Source organism: Catenuloplanes indicus (assembly GCF_030813715.1).
GTDB classification, from domain to species: Bacteria; Actinomycetota; Actinomycetes; order Mycobacteriales; family Micromonosporaceae; genus Catenuloplanes; species Catenuloplanes indicus.
Genome location: NZ_JAUSUZ010000001.1, coordinates 1,161,747 through 1,180,048, shown reverse-complemented (window position 1 = coordinate 1,180,048; position 18,302 = coordinate 1,161,747). Strand labels below are relative to the sequence as shown.

12 protein-coding genes are annotated in these 18,302 nt (G+C 73.5%); 9 read left to right on the top strand and 3 right to left on the bottom strand.

Going from position 1 to position 18,302, the window contains the following annotated elements; genetic code table 11:
* Nucleotides 1–21 precede the first annotated feature (21 nt).
* Together J2S42_RS05605 and J2S42_RS05600 are read left to right on the top strand one after the other, a co-directional pair.
* Nucleotides 22–1,248: a hypothetical protein gene (locus tag J2S42_RS05605; protein WP_307235881.1), complete on the top strand. Its 1,227-nt coding sequence runs from the start codon at nucleotides 22–24 to the stop codon at nucleotides 1,246–1,248.
* Nucleotides 1,245–1,619 (top strand): hypothetical protein, encoded by a 375-nt coding sequence (locus J2S42_RS05600; protein ID WP_307235879.1) that lies wholly within the window; start codon nucleotides 1,245–1,247, stop codon nucleotides 1,617–1,619. The genes J2S42_RS05605 and J2S42_RS05600 overlap by 4 nt, the downstream gene beginning before the upstream one ends.
* On the opposite strand, the gene J2S42_RS05595 is transcribed toward J2S42_RS05600, so the two are convergent.
* Nucleotides 1,556–3,541 (bottom strand): ATP-binding protein, encoded by a 1,986-nt coding sequence (locus J2S42_RS05595; RefSeq protein ID WP_307235877.1) that lies wholly within the window; start codon nucleotides 3,539–3,541, stop codon nucleotides 1,556–1,558. The genes J2S42_RS05600 and J2S42_RS05595 overlap by 64 nt on opposite strands.
* Nucleotides 3,542–3,967: 426 nt before the next feature.
* Here J2S42_RS05595 and J2S42_RS05590 point away from each other — a divergent pair, with 426 nt between their 5' ends.
* Together J2S42_RS05590 and J2S42_RS05585 are read left to right on the top strand one after the other, a co-directional pair.
* Entirely contained in the window at nucleotides 3,968–6,535 is a 2,568-nt protein-coding gene (locus J2S42_RS05590) for an ATP-binding protein (RefSeq protein WP_307235875.1), read from the top strand.
* Nucleotides 6,536–6,678: 143 nt separating this feature from the next.
* Nucleotides 6,679–7,146, top strand: coding sequence for an SRPBCC family protein (locus J2S42_RS05585; protein WP_307235873.1), 468 nt, complete (start codon nucleotides 6,679–6,681; stop codon nucleotides 7,144–7,146).
* Here the strand turns inward: J2S42_RS05585 and J2S42_RS05580 are convergent.
* Entirely contained in the window at nucleotides 7,141–9,453 is a 2,313-nt protein-coding gene (locus tag J2S42_RS05580; RefSeq protein ID WP_307235871.1) for an Hsp70 family protein, read from the bottom strand. The genes J2S42_RS05585 and J2S42_RS05580 overlap by 6 nt on opposite strands.
* Before the next feature lie 1,063 nt (nucleotides 9,454–10,516).
* On the opposite strand from J2S42_RS05580, the gene J2S42_RS05575 reads away from it, so the two are divergent.
* On the top strand, nucleotides 10,517–11,659 hold the full coding sequence (locus J2S42_RS05575) for an LCP family protein (protein WP_307235869.1): 1,143 nt from the start codon (nucleotides 10,517–10,519) through the stop codon (nucleotides 11,657–11,659).
* Nucleotides 11,660–11,665: 6 nt separating this feature from the next.
* Here J2S42_RS05575 and J2S42_RS05570 read toward each other — a convergent pair whose 3' ends face one another.
* Nucleotides 11,666–12,286, bottom strand: coding sequence for a hypothetical protein (locus tag J2S42_RS05570; protein ID WP_307235867.1), 621 nt, complete (start codon nucleotides 12,284–12,286; stop codon nucleotides 11,666–11,668).
* A 106-nt stretch (nucleotides 12,287–12,392) separates the two neighbouring features.
* On the opposite strand from J2S42_RS05570, the gene J2S42_RS05565 reads away from it, so the two are divergent.
* The 4 genes from J2S42_RS05565 (at nucleotide 12,393) to J2S42_RS05550 (ending at nucleotide 17,977) form a co-directional block, all read left to right on the top strand.
* Nucleotides 12,393–13,463: a glycoside hydrolase family 43 protein gene (locus J2S42_RS05565; RefSeq protein ID WP_307235865.1), complete on the top strand. Its 1,071-nt coding sequence runs from the start codon at nucleotides 12,393–12,395 to the stop codon at nucleotides 13,461–13,463.
* A 209-nt stretch (nucleotides 13,464–13,672) separates the two neighbouring features.
* Nucleotides 13,673–15,055, top strand: a complete 1,383-nt coding sequence (locus tag J2S42_RS05560) for a trehalose-6-phosphate synthase (protein ID WP_307235863.1) — start codon at nucleotides 13,673–13,675, stop codon at nucleotides 15,053–15,055.
* 26 nt (nucleotides 15,056–15,081) lie between these two features.
* Nucleotides 15,082–15,921 carry a hypothetical protein gene (locus J2S42_RS05555; RefSeq protein ID WP_307235861.1) on the top strand — a complete coding sequence of 280 codons (840 nt, stop codon included), beginning with the start codon at nucleotides 15,082–15,084 and terminating at the stop codon, nucleotides 15,919–15,921.
* Complete coding sequence (locus J2S42_RS05550; protein ID WP_307235859.1) at nucleotides 15,908–17,977, top strand: WD40 repeat domain-containing protein; 2,070 nt, start codon at nucleotides 15,908–15,910, stop codon at nucleotides 17,975–17,977. Before J2S42_RS05555 ends, J2S42_RS05550 begins: the two co-directional genes overlap by 14 nt.
* Nucleotides 17,978–18,302 lie beyond the last annotated feature (325 nt).

The following is an 18,302-nucleotide window of genomic DNA, read 5'->3' as shown; positions in this document are numbered from 1 at the left end:
CGATGCGAAGGACGGAAGAGCATGCACGAGATGACGGGTACGCACTGGCTGGAGATGCCGGCCGGGCCGGGCGCGGCACGGTGGCACACCGCGCCGGTGGAACGGCTGGTGCTCGCGGTCTGCCACACGGTCGCGAGCGCGCAGCACGTGCTGGACGCGGTCGGGCTGGCGGAGGCGGACGAGCGCGTGCAGGTGGTCTTCACCCGGGCGCCGGACGTGCTCAGCAACGGTACGGACGAGCTGCTGTCCTCGCTTGGCGCGGTGGTGATCCCGTGGGAGCAGGCGCGGCGGTCCACGTTCGACCTGGCGCTCGCGGCGGACTGCGCCGGGCTGCACGAGCTGCGTGCACCGATCATCCAGCTGCCGCACGGCATCATGAGCAACAAGGTCACCTGGTCGCCGTCCGGCGGGCCGGGGGACGGGCTGGTCACCGGGCTGGCCGCGCCGTGGCTGACCAGCTACGGGCGGCTGATCCCTCGGGTGGTCACGATCTCGCACGTGGGCGCGCGGGACGTGCTGGCGCGGCAGTGCCCGCAGGCGCTCCCGGCCGCGCGGCTCACCGGCGACCTGTGCCTCGACCGGCTCACCGCGAGCCTGCCGCGCCGGACCGCGTACCGCCGGGGTCTGGGGGTCGTCGCGGACCGGACGCTGATCGCGGTCAGCAGCACCTGGGGCGAGTGGTCGCTGTTCCGGCGCGTCTGGCCGGCGCTCCGCGAGGCACTGCGGGAACTGCCGCGTGACCGGTACGCGGTCCGCGCGGTCTGCCACCCCGCCACCTGGCACGGGCACGGCGCGCGGCAGGTGGAGGCCTGGGCGCGCAACCGGCGGGTACCGGGGCTCCGGTACGTCGAGCCGCTGGACTGGCGTGCGCTGGCCGCGGCCGCGGACGTGTGGATCGGCGACTACGGGTCGCCCACGCTCTACGCCGCCACCGCCGGCGTTCCGGTGCTGCACCTGCCGGCCCCGCCCGGCCGGGTCGCGCCCGGGTCGGCGGCCGAGGCGTTGTCCCGGACGACCGCGCTGCTCGACGTGCGCCGTCCGCTGCGGGACCAGCTGCGGGACGCGGAGTTCCGGCGTGCGGCGGTCGCGGCCGCGGTACCGCCGCTGGTCAGCTCCGTCCGGGGCGAGGCCGCGCGCCGTCTGCGCACCCAGATGTACCGGCTGCTGCGCCTGCCCGAGCCGGCCTGGCGGGCCGTCACCCGGCCGGTCGCGGTGTCCCGGCCGTACCGCCGGCGGGTGGTGTCGTGACCGGGGTGTGGCTGATGTCGGCCGGGGGCGGGGCCTACCTGGTGGTGGCCGTGCCGGACGCGCCGGCCGGCTGGGTGCCGGTCGCGGACGTGCTGCTGCTGGCGCCGTCGGTGGGGGAGACGCCGGAGGAGTTGCTGGCGCGCTGTCCGGGCGTGTCCGCGGTGGCCCGGACCACCGGCCACGGGGCCGTGACACTGACCCATCGCACCGGGCGGGTGGCCGCGACCGCGGGCGGCAGCGCCGCGCCGATCGGTGCCGGGCCGGTGGACGTCGCGCGTGCGGTGGCACTGCTGCTCCTGCTGACGTGTCACGCCATCCCGTCGAGCAGGCGCCGCACCGGTACGGCCTCGGTGTCGGCCAGCCGGGTGTAGGCCTTCTCCGCCGCGGTCAGGTCCCGTCGCGCGTCCGGGTCCCGCCCGGCGCGCAGATGCCACTCCCCGCGCCGGTGCAGGGCCTGCGCCCGGCCCCGCGCCGACCCGAGCCGGTCCATCTCGGACAGTGCGTGCGCCAGTTCCCGGTCCGCGCCCTCGTCATCGCCCAGCGCGCCGAGGGCGCGGCCCAGCTCGATCCGTGCGACCGCCTCGTTGTACGGATCCACGCCGAGCCCGGACAGCAGGGTGATGGTCTGCCGCAGATAGGTGACCGCCTCCGCGGGCCGGCCGGACTCGTTCTCCACCGTGCCGAGCCGGAGCAACCCGAGCGTCGCCGAGCGTACGTCGCCGAGCGTGGTGAAGATGCGGTGCTGCGCCGCGGAGTGTTCCCGCGCCTGGTCGAACTCACCGCGCGCGAGTGCCACGGTCCCGAGCCCGGCGTGGGCGCCGCCGAGCCCGGCCCGGTCGCCCGCGTCCGCGGCCAGCGCCATCGCGCGAGTGAACAGCGGCTCCGCCTCGTCGAGGCGCCCGGTGTCGTAGAGCGACCAGGCCAGCCGTTTGACCATCTCCGCCTCGCCGGCCGGGTCCCCCAGCCGGCGGGCGGCCCCGGCGGCGGCCCGGTCGACGAGCTGGCGGTCCGCGTGGTGGCGGCGCAGGTGGAACATCGGCCAGCATCCGTCCGCGATCTGCCAGGCGAGCAGCGGGAACGGCTCCGCGGTGGCCAGCACGGCCGCGACCAGGTTGGACCGTTCCGCGTCGAACCAGGCCAGCGCCGTGCTCCGGTCCCGGATGGCGCCGAACGAACGGTCCGGAGCGGGCCGGTCCCGGTACGGCGTCAGCAGCCGGCCCGCCGCCGCGGCGCCGTCCCGGTACCACTCGGCGGCTCGGCGCAGCAGCGCGTTCCATTCCGGGTCGGCGTTCGCGGTCCGGTGCGCGTGCCGGCGTACCAGGTCGTGCGGCCGGAACCGGTCACCGTCCGGCCCGGCCTCGTCCACCAGGCTCGCGTCGACCAGCCGGTCCAGCAGCGCGGCCGCCTCCGGCTCGGCCACCTCCAGCATCGCGGCCACCGCGGGGACGCCGCACTCCGCGCCCGGATGCGCGCCGAGCGCCCGGTAGCAGCGCGCGACCGGCGCGTCGAGGTCCCGGTAGGAGAGCTCGAACACCGTGGTGAGGGACATCTCGCCGGGCAGGGAAACGCGGTCCTGGGTCAACTCGTCCACCATCCGTCGTACGGGCCATCGGGGCCGGCTGGCGAGCCGGGCAGCGGAGACCGCCAGCGCGACCGGGAGCCCGGCGCACCAGCGCAGCAGCGAGCCGCTCGCCTCCCGGTCCGCCACCAGCCGCGCGTCGCCGATCCGGCGCCGGAGCAACTCGGTCGCGGCGTCCTCGGGCAGCGGGCCGATCGGCAGGAAGCGGGCGCCGTCGAGCGCCAGCGCGCCGAACCGCCACCGCGTGGTGACGAGCACGGTCGCGTGGGCGGACGCGGGCAGCAACGGCCGGACCTGCGCGGCCGAGGCGGCGTCGTCCAGGATCAGCAACAGGCGGAGGCCGGCGGTGACGGTACGGAACAGCGCGGCCCGTTCCGCCGCGCGGGCCGGGATCCGGTCCTCCGCGAGCCCGAGCGACCGCAGCGCCACGGCCGCGACGTCGGCCGGGTCGGTCGGCCCGGCCGGGTCGAACGCGCCGAGCGGGGCGTAGAGCTGGCCGTCCGGGTAGCGGACGGCGGCCGCGTGCGCCCAGCGCAGCGCGAGCGCGCTCTTGCCGACCCCGCCGACGCCGGTGAGGACGACGACCGCCGGGCCGTCCGGTCCTGGCGCGGTGAGCGAGTCGAGCCGGTGCAGTTCGCGATCACGGCCGACGAACCCGGCCGGCCCGGCCGGCAGCTGGCGGGGCACCGCCGGGCCCTCCGTCCATGAGCTCATCCGTCTCCCCCCGAAAGGATCACCCGTCCCGGTAGGAGGCTAGTGCATTACCTATCGATGATCGCCAAAATGTGATCACGTCGCTGGTCAAATATGCAGATCCTGAATCGGCGTGGATGAATGAAAATGAATGAATGTCCGGCGAATGGCCGATCCCGCATCGGGCGATCGAACGAATCACCCCAGCTGAACGCACGTTCATCGGCGCCGAACGTGCGTCTGCCTGTGCAATTGCAGGTGAGGCGCCGTGCTGGGCGCTCCACTGTGCCGCCTGCGGACGAATCTGACTGGTGAGCCGTGGTGATGATAAGTGAGTCACATCGGGCACCGTTCTGCCAGGGGGGATCATGCGAGTGCATGCTTTCGGGGGATCACGATTTCGACGGGGCGGCCGCGATCGGCTGCCGAGTGTGGCCGGCGGCCGTCATGTCCGGCGATGAGACGGAGGGGAGCCGGTCGCTGCGGGCGGACGGCGGCGCGGAGGTCTTCCAGGCCGGCGGGAACCAGTACATCTTCGGTACGGCGGGCGAGCGTCCCCGGCCGGCCCGGATGCTGCCACGGGACACGACGCCGCTGATCGGGCGGGACGCCGAGACGGCCACGCTGATGGCCGGGCACTCGCTCCACCTGATCGACGGGATGCCGGGCGTCGGCAAGAGCGCGCTCGCCGTCCACGTAGCCCATCGCCTGAGCGCGCGGCACCCGGACGGGTCGTTCTTCGTCGAGCTGAACGGGCATGCCGAGGGCCGGCGCGCGATGACGCCGGACGAGGCCCTGTATCAGCTGCTGGTCGCGGATTCGGTGGCGCCCGGCCAGATCGCCGTCGGTGCGGCGGCCCGCGCCGCACAGTGGCGCAGCCGTCTGGCGGGACGACGCTGCGTGATCGTGCTCGACAACGCCCTGGACAGCGCGCAGGTGGCGCCGCTGCTGCCGGCCGGTGGCGACAGCGTCGTGCTGGTGACCAGCCGGCGACGGCTGGCCGGCCTGATGGCGCGGCACGCCACGGATCCGCTGGAGCTGCCGACCCTGACCGAGCAGGCCGCCATGGACCTCTTCGCCCGCAGATCCGGCCGGGACCCGCGCGGCGACGAGGCGGCGGCGATAGCGGAGATCGTGCGGGACTGTGGCACGCTGCCGCTGCCGATCTGCCTGCTGGCGGCACAACTGCGGGCCCGTCCGCACCGCCACGCGGCCGACCTGCTGCGCGAGCTGCGCCGGGCGGTGCACCCGACGACCCGGATGCGAGCCGAGGACCTGGCCGTCGGCCCGGCGTTCGACCTGTCGTTCCGGCGTCTGCCGAAGCCGCTCCGGCGCTTCCTGGTGCGTCTCGGCATGCTGCCGGGCGCGGACGTCGACGTCCCGGCCGCCGCCGCGCTGACCGGCGTCGGTACCGAGCGGGCGGAGGCGTTCCTGGAGGCGCTCGTGGAGGAACACCTGGTCGTCGCGGGGGACGGCGGCCGGTATCACCTGCACGACCTGATCGGCGACTACGCCCGGTCCCGGAACCCGGTCCCGGCCGAACAGGTCGCGGCACTGGTTCGGCTGGCCACCCACTACGAGCGGCGCGTCGGCGTGGCCGACCGGGCGCTCGCGGTGCCGTACCCGCCGGATCCGGTGCGGGTGGAGGCACGTGTCGCGGCACTGGGCTGGCTGCAGCGGGAGCGGGTCAATCTGATGGCGTGCGTGGCCGCGCTGGCCCGTACGGACGAGCACGAACTGATGGCTCGGCTGACCACCGGCCTGGCGGCGTTCCTGCGCGAGGCCGGCCCGTGGGAGCAGGCCATCACGCTGTACCGGGTCGCGGCCGAGAACTCCGCACGTCACGCCGCGTACCCGGCCCAGGCCTCGGCGCTGCGCGAACTCGGCGCCGTGCTGTACCTGCGCAGCGACTACCCGGCCGCGAAGGCCGCGTTCGGGACGGCACTCGACGCGTTGCGCGACCATCCCGCCGAGGCCGAGGAGGCGGCGACGCTGGTCCGGCTCGCGGCGGCGCGGCGGCCGGCCGGGGAGAGGGCCGCGGCCCGGGCCGAGCTGGAGCAGGCGTTGAGCCTGCTGCGCCGGTCCGGCGACCGCGCGGGCGAGGGCGAGGCGCTCGCCGAACTGGGCACGCTGCACCTGGCCGGCCGCGAGTTCGGCGCGGCCGTTGAGGTGCTCCGCGAGGCGGCCGCGATCCTGCGCGCGCACGGCAGCGCACGGGCCTGCGCCGACGTGCTGAACCGGCTCGGCGCCGGACTGCAGAACCTGGGGGAGAACGAGGAGGCCGTCGAACTGCACGAGCACGCGCTGGAGCTGTGCCGGGTCCTCGACGACGCCCGTGGCATCGCGGTGTCGCTGAACTACGTGGGTCACCTCTACTGCCAGTTCGGCGATTACGGCCGCGCGGCCACGGCACTGGAGGAGGCCCGGACCCTGCACGACCGGCTGCGGTCCCGTTCCGGGATCGCGCACTGCCTGAACTATCTGGGACGGGCGTACCGCGGGCTCGAACGGTATGAGCAGGCCGGCGACGCGATCCGCGGCGCGCTGTCGGTGTTCCGGGAGATGGGCAACCAGGCCGGGTACGCGAGCACGCTCAACCAGCTCGGCATCCTGCACCGGCTCGCCGGCGACCCGGCCGCGGCCGAGGACGCGCACGGTGCGGCGCTGGAGATCTTCACGACGCTGGAGTATCCGCTCGGCCAGGCTGAGGTGCTCAACGCGCAGGGCGACCTCAACCGGCTCCGGAACCGTACCGCCCGCGCGCTCGAACAGCACCGCCGTGCGCTCGCGCTGGCGCAGCGGGCCGGCAACGGCGAGGAACAGGCCCGGGCGCACGAGGGTATCGGCCGCTGTCTCACCGCACAGGGCGAGCACCGGCCGGGCCGCGACTCGTTCCGGACGGCCCGGGACATCCTCGAACGGCTCGGCGCCCACCCCGCGGCACACCGGCTCGCCGAGCTGCTGCCCGAAGAACCCCACCAGTGCCCGGCCGGCCGCCGGCGGCTGGTTCACTGACGACCGCACGCACCGGCTCCGGGGACACCGTCCCGGAGCCGGCCCGCGGTCACCTGGCCACGGCCGTCGTCGCGGTGACCGGGAGGCCGTGATCGGGGCGCCGCGCGCGGTACGATGCGGTCGGCTGACAGGAGGGACCGCCGATGAGCGGCACGGTGACCACAGTCGACACCGGGGAACGCCGGGTGTCCCGGCGCGCAGTCGTGAACGCGCCGGTGGCCGAGCTGTTCGCGCTGGTGGCGGATCCGCACCGGCACGCGGAACTGGACGGGTCCGGTACGGTCCGGGCCGACACGGTGGAAGGGCCGCACCGCCTGGCGGCCGGGGACCGGTTCACCGTGCCGATGCGGCAGATGGGCGTTCCCTACAAGATCACGTCGGTGGTGACCGGGTACGACGAGAACCGGCTGGTCGAGTGGCAGCATCCGCTCGGGCACCGGTGGCGCTGGGAGTTCGCGGACGCCGGTGACGGGCGCACCGAGGTGACCGAGACGTTCGACTGGGGTACGTCCCGGTCCCCGCTGATGGCGCGGCTGCTCGGCTTCCCGGCGCAGAACGCGAAGGGGATCACCGCCACGCTCTCGGCGCTGGTCCAGCGGTACGCGTCATGAGCGCAGCTGCGGCAGCGTCTCCCGGACGGCGGTCGCCATCGCGTTCGTGACGGTGTCGCGCTTGGATCTGTCCTCGACCAGCGCGTCGTAACCGTAGATCTCGAACTCCATCACCAGGTTGCCGTTGCGCAGCACCAGGCCGGTGCGGGTGCCGTGCGGGGCCTCGGCGGCGAAGCTGAACGACTCCTGGCCGACGCCGAGCGCGGCCGCGTCCCGTTCGGTGAGTTCGGGGCGGGCACCCTCGATGCCGCCGCCACCGGCCTCGAACTCGCGGACGCCCGTCATGTAGTCGCGGGCCTCGGCCTCACTGCCGAGCGAGATGGCCAGTGCCTGGAAACCGCCGGTGACGAAGTCGGCCTGGCAGGTGCGCAGCTCCGGGATGGTCGGGTCGAAACTCGACCGGACCGGCGCGCTGACCTGCTCACCGACGAGCGCGGCGACCGCACCGTAGCGGACCGCGGGACACAGCGTCCCGGGGACGGAGAACGTGGCGCTCCGCGCGGGTGGCGGCGCGGCCGGTGCGGTGGTGGCGGGCGCGGACGTGGCGGCACCGGCGGTCGCGGACGGGGTGGGGGAGGCGGTCGCGGAGGTGGACGTCCGCGGCTGGCCGGTGGTGACCGAGCCCTGGCCGGGAGCGGCGCTCACGCTGGCGGGCGGCAGCGCGACCTCGGTGCCGGGGGCGTCGTCGTCACCGGGGACGAGCAGCGTGGCGGCGGCGGCGATCGCGGCGACGGCCGCGGCCGCCCCGGCGACGATCGCCCATCGGCGGATCGCGGTGGCGTTGTCGCGCTCCGAAGGCGGCGGGAACACGGGGGGACCGGAGACGGGCATCCCGGAGACCGGCGTTCCCGAGATCGGTGTGCCGGAGACGGGGGCGCCGGAGACCGGTGCCGCGTCGCCGTGGCCGGAACCGGCCGGGCCCGGAGACCAGGCGGCCGGTGTGTGGTGCGGTACAGCCGGTATCGGGGTCGTGGCCGCGTCGCCCGGGCTGGAGACGCGAGGCGCCGGACTGCCGGTCCCGGCGGTGGTGCCGAAGGGGTTCCCGCCGGCCGGGCCCTCGGCGGCGGTGCCGGGACCGCTTCCGGCGAGACCCGCGGCGGCGGTGGCGACGGAGGAGGTCGCGCCGGACGGAAGCGTGCCGGCTGCGGCGAGACCCGCGGCGGCCGCGGTGGTGCCGGAGGGATCCACGCCGGTCGGGAGTGCGCCGGCTGTGCCTCCGGCGAGACCGGCCGGCATCGCCGGACCGGCCGGCATCGGCACGCCTGCCTGCGACGACACGGGCGGGACCGCCCGGTCGGAGCCGGTGATGCTGCCCGTGACGGCCGTCAGTTCCGGGTCGGACGGTAGCAGCGGCGGTACGCCCAGCGCCCGGTGCAGCAGCGTGCCGGCCAGCGGGATGCGGCTGGAACCGCCGATCATGATCACCGCGGCGGGCGCGGCCGCACCTGCCGCGCGCAGCACGGACACGCACGTCGCGACGGTGCGCTCGATGATCGGCGCGGCGAGTGTCTCCAGCTGCTCGCGGGTGATGACCACGTCCCGGTCCAGCGACGGTACGCGCAGCGTGGCCGACGGCGTACCCGAGAGGGTTTCCTTGGCCACGCGGATGTCGTCGCGGAGGCGGCGGGCGGCCCGCCGGTCGGTGGAGGTCCGCGGTTCCAGCAGACGCCGCCAGGCCCCGGCCGGTGCCGGGACGGCCGTGGTCAGCCAGGCCAGCAGCGCGTCGTCGACGGCGAGGCCACCGGCGTCCGGCAGGCTCTCGGTGGCGGCGATCGTGAGGCCGGCGCCGGTGCGGGTGAGGACGGTCGCGTCGAACGTGCCGCCGCCGAAGTCGTAGACCAGCACCGTCGCGCCGCCCGCAGCGGGCAGCGCGCTGGCGGCCGCGACCGGCTCCGGCAGCAGCTCCGGCGCGGGCAGGCCGGCCTCGCGGGCCGCGTCGGCGAGGACGCGCTGCCGGTCGGTGCCCCAGGCGGCCGGGTGGGTGAGCACGAGCGCGGTCACCGGCTCGCCGGTGGCGACCGTGGCCTCCTCGGCCGCGCGGCCGAGCACGGCGGCGACCAGCTTCGCGACCGGGAACGTGAAGGCGCCGAGCAGCACCGAGCCCTCGCCGGTGCGGCGCTTCGGGTGCGGTTCGTAGGCGTCCGGTGTGATCGAGGCCCGGCCCAGCGCCTCGCTTCCGGTGATCAGCCGGTCCCCGGCGGCACAGAGGCCGGACGGCAGCAACGGTACGCCGTCGAACAGCACCGGGTTGCCGTCGCCGGTCACCGCGGCGGTCGTGGACGTGCCGAAATCTATCCCGAGTCTCACCGGTCCCGATCCTCCCCGTCGATCAGTCCGGCCAAGACTAGTGCCTGCGTCCCCCGCCTCCTGGAAGCACAGTAATGCCGATATTTCGAGCGCGTTGCGCCCGAAACTCATGGTCGGGCGGTGCCGCACCGGGACCGGTGCCCCATGCCGCTCAGCTTAAGTTGATCATGGACTCTGAACTGGGTTCTTGCGAGACATCCCACCGCGTCTGCTCCATGCCCGCCGGACCGAACGAACGGCATCTCCGCTGGCCAGGGACGCGCGGCCCGCCCGACCCGGACAGCACCACCGCCGCACCCGCGCCGGGCGGCGCGGCGCGGCCTGGCCCGGCGCTGCACGGTGGCGATGCGCCGTCGCTGCTTCGCGGCGCGTGCGACGCCACATCCGAAATATCGCCATATCTTGCTCCGCCTTCGGGTGGTCTGTGTCGGCGGAATCCACAGGGCTGGCGGCGGCGCCTTCGCGCCTGGCCGGCGGAGTGTCGCGGGCGCCTCGTCCCCGATGTCGCGATATTTCGGGCGTGGGGTGCGGTGGTCGCCGGCTCGGTGGTGCGGTGCGAGATCTGGACATCGCTGGCGGCTGCTTCGATCCGCGCGAAGCGGCCACCACCACACCTGGATCTTCAATCCCGCACGGATGGAAGATCATCTCAGGCGTCGGCCCGCCTCGGGCGGGCGAAGCGGGCGATCACCGGCGATGCCGCCTGCACCGCCGGCGTTGGTGCGGGACCGGTGGCGTGCGAAGCCCGCGCGACCCCGGGAATGCGAGCATGCACCGCCGGCATCGGCCCGGGGCCGGTCGCGTGCGAAGCACGTGGATCGCGGGCAGTGGGTGTGCATTACCGGTGTTGAGGCGGGACTGGCAGGGAGGAGCGCCGGCGACGACCGATACCCTGGTCTTGATTTTCGGGTTGTCGCCGGTGCGCGACGGGACTTGCGCGAACAGGGGCAGATCGACGCAGAGCCACCGGGTGCTCGCGAAAGCGACCTTGAAGCGTCACTCCGTGGGTTGCTAGCCTTTCGAGCGCTTCGGGTGGTGGCGGGGGAAGACGAGAGGGTGACGAGTGGCGTCCAAGCGTCGTAAGGATCCGCTGTGGGCGCGGATAGTCCTGATCTTCGGCGCGGTGCTGCTCGTGGCGAGCGGTGGCACGCTGGTCGCGGCGCAGACGCTGATCGCGTCGGCGACCAGCAGCATCACCACGGATTCGCTGCTGGACGCGGCCGGGGCCGGTGGCGACGAGGGCAACGACATCAGTGGCGCGGTGAACATGCTGCTGGCCGGCATCGACGCGCGGGACAAGGACTCGGCGACCACGTCGGTGCTCGCGGACACGATCATCATCCTGCACATACCGGAGACGCACGACCAGGCGTACCTGATCTCGATTCCGCGGGACTGGAGCGTGCAGATCCCGCCGTACGAGAAGACCGGTTTCCAGGGCGGTATTCAGAAGATCAATTCGTCGTTCTCGGTGGGGTACGACGGGGACGGCTCGGAGCAGGAGAAGCGGGCCCGCGGCATGGAGTCGCTGGCGAACACGCTGAACAAGATCACTGGGATCAAGTTCAACGGTGCGGCGCTGATCGACTTCGGCGGGTTCGAGAAGATCATCCACGCGATGGGCGGCGTCGACATGTGTGTCGACGAGCAGGCCACCTCGATCCACCTCGGCATCAACGCGGAGGGACACCTCTACCAGGGCTGGTACGACGAGGCCGCGGACCAGGTGCGCGGGCTGCCGGCCGGGTACGAGCCGTACGTGCACAAGCTCGGCTGCCGGAAGATGAGCTCCACGCTGGCGCTGGACTACGCGCGCATCCGGAAGAGCCTCAGCGACGGTGACTACGGGCGGCAGCGGCACCAGCAGCAGCTGATGAAGGCGATCGCGAAGCAGGCCACGTCGTCCGGCGTGCTGACCGACCTGGGCAAGCTCAACGGGCTGGTGCAGGCCGCGGGCGAGGCGTTCATCCTGGACACGCAGGGCACGCCGGTCGTCGACTTCATCTACACGCTGAAGGGCGTGGCGGCGAACGACCTGATGCTGATCAAGACGAACAACGGCCAGTTCCGGTCCGTCACGGACGCGAACGGCTCGTCCGCGGAGACGCTGGATTCGCTGTCGATGGACATGCTGGCGGCGGCGAAGGACGGCACGCTCGGCACGTTCCTGATCGAGAACCCGACGTTCATCGCGAAGTCGAGCTGAGCGCGGTCACATCGCGCCGCGGTCGACCAGGCTGAACGTGCCGGCGATCGGCGCGTCGCCGACTTCCTCGACGTAGAGTGACTGGCGCTCACCGGAGTGATGCACGGCGCCGTACACGTCGTTGATCAGGTGGTGCGTCGGGCGGCCCTTGTCGTCCGACGCACCGGTCTCGGCGAGTGCGAACCGGCTCCGCTGGTCCTCGGCGCACTCCGCGGTGCCGAGCGTGCGCGGCGTGGCCCGGTCGTCGACCACGACGCACCAGCGACCGCCCTCCTCGCGCGGGCGCAGCGCCTCGATCAGGTACTGGCCGCCGACCACCGGCAGCAGCCGGAACAGCGCGCCGTCGTCCGTGCCGTCGCCGGTGGTGACGGGGCCCTCGTAGGTCGCGCTCAGGTCGCGGTCCGGCTCGGCCAGGTGGATCAGGATCTTGCGATCGCCCGCCTTGATCGCGTCCAGCCCGGCGCCCTGCTCGGAATCCGGTGCTGACGCGGCGGGGCTCACGGTGCCGGACGGGACGGGCTCGGCCGCGCTGGGCTGCGGGACCGGTGCGACCGGCTCGGTGGCGGTGCCGCACGCGGTGAGCAGCGACAGCGCGGCGCCGACGGGAAGAATCCGCACGATGGTCATCAAGGGCTGATACCCAGATCGGCCAGGGGTACGCCGTGCGCGCATACCGGAGATATAGGGAAGATTTAGTTGACTCCTCCCGTACCCCCTTGAATGCTCATGGTTCATGAAGCTCTCTCCCCGGCGGGTGACCGGCGCCGCCGCCCTGTTGCTGGCCGCCGCGGTCGCGGCCGGTGTGAGCCTGGTGCGGGCCGACGTCGCGAGTGCCGCGCAGACGATCCGGGCCGCGGACCCGAGTGTGATCCGGGTCGGCACCACCTACGTCTCCGCGCAGTCCTGGAACGGCGGCGTCGGCGTGCGGCAGGCCGCGTCCCCGGCCGCGCTGGCGAACGCGCCGGTCAGCCAGGTCTGGTCGGACACCGGCCGGCTGGGCGAGGTCTGGGCGCCGGAGATCCACTACGACGGCGGCCGGTACTGGATCTACTTCGCGGCCGGCGCCGGCGCGGCACACCGGATGTACGTGATCAGCTCGGCCGCCGCGGCGAGCGGCTACACGGCCGCGCAGCGGATGGCGCTGCCGGACGACCGGTGGGCGATCGACGGCACCATGTTCACGTTCGGCGGCCAGCGGTACTTCGTCTGGTCCGGCTGGGCCGGCACCACGAACGTCGAGCAGAACCTCTACATCGCGCGGATGAGCAGCCCGTCCGCGACGACCGGGCCGCGGTACGCCATCTCGCAGCCGCGCGAGCCGTGGGAGCGGGTGGTCGGCAATCCGTTCATCAACGAGGCGCCGGAGGCGATCCGCGACCCGGGCGGGCAACTGCACCTGGTCTACTCCGCGAACGGCAGCTGGAGCGAGCAGTACTGCCTGGCCGACCTGCGGCTGCGGGCCGGCGGCGACCCGACGTACGTGTGGGACTGGTACAAATCCAACGGCTGTCACCTCGGGTCGGACCGGGCCACGATGATGTCCGGCTGGGACCCGACGCTGACCGTGAACGGGCCGGGCCACCACAGCTTCGTGCTGCTCAACGGCGACATCGGCACCAGCCCGCCGGCTGGTCAGCGATTCCCGCTGATGTTCCACGCGGTCCCGAAGGGCACGCCGTACGCGTGGGCGAACCGGTACTGGTACACCGGTACGTTCCAGTGGTGGGGGAACGTCACCTACGGCCGGGCGAACGTGCCGGGCGCGGCCACGAACACCGGCTGGAGCCTGAAGTTCTTCGAGTGATGCGGGCTATCCGCGCGACGAAATGAAATAAAGGCTCGCATGTGTGACGACTCCAATGCGGAGTGTCTTGACGGTCGCACTTTCCGACGGTTAGGCTCCCCGATGCGAGGCCGGAATAAAATGATCATTCGGTTACCGCCGCACGGCAATTCCACGCCATGCGGCGGTCATTCTGTGCGGCATTCCAGGCGGCGGGCGGAGGTGTCCGGGTGCGCCTTATCTCGTGCAGCAACAGCGCGCCGCAGGTGGACGCCGAGACCGGCGCGATGCTGGCGTCCCCGGGTTTCCCCGGCGGTCTCGTGCCGATCATGGTCTCGCTGATGCAGCAGGTCGGCGGCCAGTGGATCTACACGGCTCCGGCGGGTGCGCCGGCCTCCGGCGGTGGCGGCCGGATCACCTTGAAGCCATTGACATTCGACGATAGATTGGCGGCGGCGCACTATAGCGGGGTCTCCATCCGTACGCTGCTGTGGCTGTTTCATTATGTTTTCGACACCACCTACGATCCCATGTTCGGTGCGGACTTCACCGCGGACTGGGCCGGATACGAGGCGGTGAACGAGCGCTTCGCCGCCGCTCTCACGACCGCCCAGCACAATGAGCCGGAAGAAGTGGTGCTGGTGCACGACTTCCATTTCCTCCGGGTGCCGCACCATCTCGCCCGGCACACGCCGCACCGCCGCAATCGGCTCGTCTACTTCCATCACGTCCCGTGGTGCGAACCGGACTACTTCGGCCTCCTGCCCGACCGGATCCGGCGGTCGGTCCTGGAGAGCCTGCTGCGCTGCGACGTGATCGGCTTCCACTGCCGCCGCTGGGCCGACGCGTTCCTGGCCTGCTGCGCGCGGTTCGTGCCGGGCGCCACCGTGGACGGCTCCGCGATCGAGTTCGACGGCCACCGCGGCGTGGTCGCGGTCGCACCCGGCCCGATCGACGCGGACGCGCTGGAGTCGCTGCGCACCGACCCGTTGACCGGCGCCTGGCGCGACCGGCTGCGGGCCCGGGCGGCCGGCCGGCGCCCGATCGTCCGGGTGGACCGGCTGGACCTGTGGAAGAACGTCGGCCGCGGCCTGGAGGCGTTCGAGCTGCTCCTGGCACCCCGCCCGGACCTGGCCCACGAGCTGTGGTTCTGCGCGATCGTGACGCCGCCGCGCCGGCCGACCGACCGCAGCGCGCGGTACCGGCGGCACTGCGAGGCCACCGCCGCGCGGATCAACGAGCGGTACGGCACCGGCCCGGTCGACCTGATCTACCCGGACGAGGGCGCGAACTCCCGGCACCGGGCCGTGGCCGCACTGGAGATCAGCGCGGCCACGCTGGTCAACCCGACGCTCGACGGGCTCAACATGGTCGCCAAGGAGGCGATGGTGGTCGGCGGCGACGCGCCGCTGCTGCTGTCGGTCAACGCCGGGGCCTACGACCAGCTGCGGACCGGCGTGCTCCCGGTCCAGCCGTACGACCTGGAGATGACCGCCGACGCGCTGCTGGCCGGCGTCACCGGCACGACCGCGGGCGGCGCCGCCGCCTGCCGCGCGGACCTGCGGTGGGGGAGCGCCGCACGCTGGCTGGACGAGCTGCTGACCGCACGGTAGCCCGCGGCCGAGAGGGGAGCGGTTCCATGCCACAGCTGGCCTTCGGGGTCACCTCACGCACCGCGGTGGACGCCGCGCTCGGCCTCGCCCCCCGCTACCCGGGCCGGGTGATGCTGATCGCCAGCCGGTCCCAGGTCGAGCCGGTCTCCGCGCCGGGCGGCTATGTGGAGGGCTGGACCAGCGGCGACCTGGTCGGCTACGTCCGGCGGCGGGACCCGTACGGCACGACCGCGGTGTGCCGCGACCACGGCGGCCCGTGGCAGCATCCGGCCGAGTGCGCGGCCGGGCTGTCCGAGGACGAGGCGGTGCGCAGCAGCCTGCGGTCGCTGCGCGCGGACATCGACGCCGGCATGCGGATCCTGCACCTGGACACGTCCCGGGAACGCGACCGGCCGGCCGCGGCGGAGAGCGCGGTCCGGCGCCTGCTCACGCTCTACGGCGAGTGCCACGAGTACGCGTCCGCGACCGGCCGCACGGTCGACTTCGAGGTCGGCGTGGAGGAGCAGTCCCCGGCGGCCGGTGACGCCGAGGAGTTCCGGCAGATGGTCGCGGACCTGGTCGCGTGCCTGGACGCGGCGTCGCTGCCCCGCCCGGTGTTCATCGTGGCGCAGACCGGGACCAAGGTGGTCGAGGACGGCAACCACGGCGCGCTGGTGCACGACCCGGAGACGGTCCGGCGGGCGGTGCCCGCGCTGCGCGCGACGTGCCGGTCCGCCGGTGCCCGGCTGAAGGCGCACAACGGCGACTACCTGGGCTCACCCCGGCCACGCTCGCGTTGCTCCCGGTCATGCGCAAGGTCAGCCACCTGTGGAACTGGAACGACCCGGGCCAGAACGCCGCCGCGCTCGCGCTGTGGGCGTCGATGACCGGCTACCGGGGCGGCGGCTCGGCGGCTGCTGGCGGGTCGTCTGGTCCACCCGCTCCGACGACCGCAGCGAGATCGTCGGCCGGCACCCCGGACCGACCACCGCGGTCGGCACCGCGCGGCTCGGCACCGGCCAGTTCGTCGCGGTGGCCGGTGGCTCCGACGGCATCGTGCGGCTGTGGGACCTCAGCACCGGCGCGACCGTCGGCGAACCGCTCATCGGGCACACCGACTGGGTCGGCGCGCTCGCCGTCATCACGCTGCCGGACGGCCCGGTACTGGCCGTCACCGCCAGCGACGACCACACGCTGCGCCGATGGGACCTGGAGACCGGCAGTCCGATCGGGCGGCCGCTCACCGGGCACCTCGGCGCGATCCGCGCGGTCGCGGCCACCGTGCTGCCGGACGGCACGCCGATCGCGGTCAGCGGCGGCTACGACCGCACGGTCCGGCTCTGGGACCTGCGGACCGGTGCCCAGATCGGCACGCCGATGCGCGGGCACACCGACCGGATCAACGCGGTCGCGATCACGACCGGCCGGGACGGCCGGCCGATCGCGCTGAGCGCGGGCGCCGACCGTACCGTGCGGATCTGGGATCTTCAGCGGCAGGCCGCGGTCGGCGAACCGCTCAGCGGGCACGCCACCACCATCTTCGCGGTCACCGCGGCCGCGCTCGGCACGGACCGGCCGGTGCTGGTCACCGGCGGCGCCGACAAACTCCTCGCGCTCTGGGACCTGACCCGGCGGACCGTCGACCGGTCGCTGAGCGGGCACCGGGCCGCGGTCGGCGCGGTCGCCGCGGCCACGCTCCCGGACGGCCGGGTCATCGCGATCAGCGGCGGCGACGGCAAGTCCGTGCGCGTGTGGGACCTGCCCTACGGCACCCAGATCGGCGCGTCGCTGCCCGGGCACACCGACCGGATCCACGCGGTCGCCACCGCCACCATGCCGAACCAGCAGGTCATCGTGGTCACCGGCAGCGACGACCGGACCGTGCGGCTGTGGGACCTGACCACCGTCACCGCCCGCACCGACGCGGCACCGGCCCAGGCGGACACGGTCTACGCGCTGGCCGCCGCGGTCACCGCGGACGGCCGCCCGGTCATGGTCGGCGGCGGCGCCGACCGCGCGGTCCGGGTCTGGGACGTCGACAGCGGCGAACCGGTCGGCCGCCCGATGGAGGGACACACCGGCATCGTCGGAGCGGTCGCCACCGGCACGCTCCCGGACGGCCGGACCGTCGTCGTCACCGGCGGCGCGGACCGTACCGTCCGGATCTGGGACCTTGCCACCCGCCGCCCGGTCGGCGAGCCGATCGAGGCACACCGCAGCATGATCGCGGCGATGCGGATCGCGGCCCGCGCCGACGGCACCCCGGTCGTGATCACCGGCAGCTGGGACTACCTGGCCCGGGTGCGGGACCTGACCACCGGCCGGCCGATCTGCGAACCGTTCGGGCACGACGCGCCGGTCGTCTCGATCGCCACCGCCCGGCTCATCGACGGCCAGGTCGTCGTGATCACCGGCACCTACGACGACGGCGACCTGCGCCTGTGGGACCTGGAGAGCTGCACGCTGATCGCCCGCCTGCCGACCGGCCACACCAACGCGATCCGCGCGATCACCACCGCGGTCCTGCCGGACGGCCAGATGATCGCGGTCACCGCGAGCGCGGACCGCACCGTCCGCCGCTTCGACCTGTCCGCCCGCACCGGCATCGGCCCACCGCTGCGCGGCCACGGCGGCCCGGTGCGCGCGATCGCCACCGCCGCCCTCCCGGACGGCCGACGCCTCGCCGTCACCGGCTCCGACGACCACACGGTCCGCGTCTGGACCTGGTCACCGGCCGCTCCGTCGGCGACGTCCTGCCCACCCCGAGCGAGGTCCACGCGGTCACGGTCTCACCGCACGACGGCGGCCGGGTGGCGATCTCCGGCGAACGCTTCCGGGCCGCGGTCGACATCCTGGCCCTGCCCGGCTGAAACTCCACGTTCATGTCCCGCTTCCCGCACGCTCCCGCCGGCACCGGTCCAAATGACACTTAGCTTGAGTTGATCACGGACTCCGACCTGGGTTTTACAAAGGACCCCACCGTGTCTGCTCCCTGGCCGCTGAACGGGACGGCATCTGCGGCGGCCAGGGACTCGTGGCCCCATCGGGTCTACTTCAAGATCAAAATAGGCTGAGTGGCATGGGGCGCCGGTCGTCGCCGGTGCTTCTCCCCGCCGGTCTGTGGGCGCAAGCCCTCTCACCGTCACCGCTCTGCTTACCTGGCCACCCGCCCCTACCCAAGCGCCCACGTCTTCCTTGCACCCCTCGTTCTCAGGGGGTCAGCCGAAATACTCCGCAACCAGCGCAAGGCCCAATGCTCGAAGGTGTA

Excerpts from the sequence above, each read along its gene's own strand:
- J2S42_RS05605 (WP_307235881.1), top strand. The coding sequence starts at position 22 with ATGCACGAGATGACGGGTACGCACTGGCTGGAGATGCCGGCCGGGCCG.
- J2S42_RS05595 (WP_307235877.1), bottom strand. The coding sequence starts at position 3,541 with ATGAGCTCATGGACGGAGGGCCCGGCGGTGCCCCGCCAGCTGCCGGCC.
- J2S42_RS05590 (WP_307235875.1), top strand. The coding sequence starts at position 3,968 with ATGTCCGGCGATGAGACGGAGGGGAGCCGGTCGCTGCGGGCGGACGGC.
- J2S42_RS05585 (WP_307235873.1), top strand. The coding sequence starts at position 6,679 with ATGAGCGGCACGGTGACCACAGTCGACACCGGGGAACGCCGGGTGTCC.
- J2S42_RS05570 (WP_307235867.1), bottom strand. The coding sequence starts at position 12,286 with ATGACCATCGTGCGGATTCTTCCCGTCGGCGCCGCGCTGTCGCTGCTC.
- J2S42_RS05565 (WP_307235865.1), top strand. The coding sequence starts at position 12,393 with ATGAAGCTCTCTCCCCGGCGGGTGACCGGCGCCGCCGCCCTGTTGCTG.
- J2S42_RS05555 (WP_307235861.1), top strand. The coding sequence starts at position 15,082 with ATGCCACAGCTGGCCTTCGGGGTCACCTCACGCACCGCGGTGGACGCC.